The sequence below is a fragment of the Mycobacterium sp. E1715 genome (genome assembly GCF_001667625.1).
GTDB lineage: Bacteria > Actinomycetota > Actinomycetes > Mycobacteriales > Mycobacteriaceae > Mycobacterium.
This window is the reverse complement of record NZ_LZJJ01000485.1, coordinates 1-965: the sequence shown is the minus strand read 5'-3', so window position 1 is coordinate 965 and position 965 is coordinate 1. Positions and strand designations below refer to the sequence as shown.

1 protein-coding gene and 1 pseudogene are annotated in these 965 nt (G+C 66.4%); one reads left to right on the top strand and one right to left on the bottom strand.

All coding sequences use genetic code 11. The features are described 5' to 3' along the window. The coding region (locus A9X03_RS24115; protein WP_068263353.1) for a DUF2334 domain-containing protein at positions 1-537 on the bottom strand (537 nt) is incomplete at its 3' end. Positions 538-684: 147 nt separating this feature from the next. Here A9X03_RS24115 and A9X03_RS24110 point away from each other — a divergent pair. After that, positions 685-965: pseudogene (locus A9X03_RS24110) on the top strand (MFS transporter); the annotation flags it as partial.

Here is a 965-nt window from a genome sequence, read left to right as displayed (position 1 = left end):
CCGCTCGGCGGACAGCACCACCATCCGGCACCACCACGGTTCGGTGAGAAAGCCTTCCCCGATGCCCAACACGCGGGAGCGCACGGTGGTGTGCCGCACCAGGTCGGTGATCCCGTGCAGATCCGCGAGAAGCCGAAAGCCGTTGTCCGGCAAGGCTTTGACAACGCCCGGGGACACCACCCAGCCGGGCGCCGCGAACAGTCGGGTGCGCAGTCCTAGGTGCTCGAGCACCCGGTCGGCGGCCATCAGCCGCAAGTTGGCCTCATGGGCCCGCAGGATGGCGAATTCACCGCGGCGCTTCTTGGTGGCGGCATCGTCATAGCCGTGCAGCACGATCGCGTCACCACCGGACCTCCGGCCGGTCAGCCATTCGACGGTTCGCGGGTCGCGGTCGAGTCGGTAGTCACCGCTGAGCCGAGGGGCCACCAACAACGACACCGGGACATTGCGGGCATCCATCTGAGCGCAGAACGCCTCAACGTCGTCGAGGGTGCGTTCGCCTATCCCCGAGACCGAGACGATCAATTTTCCAGCCACACCCGCAGTTTGACGATCTCAGGTGTCGGAATGGTGAAGGACACGCAGACGGCAGGCGTATATCGAAACCGCTGGGCCGCTGGTCGCGCGGGATGCGCGCCACCCGAACGGGGTCCCGCGGGCTGACGGCGCTGGAATCGGTTCGATATGCTAAGCAACGCCATGGATCAGGCCCCTTACGTAGCGGCCGACACGCCGCTGCCTTACGACCCCGCCCCGCAGCTGGGCGAGGGCGAGCGGGAGTATCCCGACAAGCTCGACGCCGGCCTGTTGCGGATTTCCGGCGTCTGCATCCTGGCCACGGTCATGGCGATCGTGGACGTCACCGTCGTCAGCGTCGCGCAACGCACCTTCATCGACCAATTCGGGTCTTCCCAGGCCGTCGTCGCGTGGACTATGACCGGCTACACGTTGGCGTTGGCGACGGT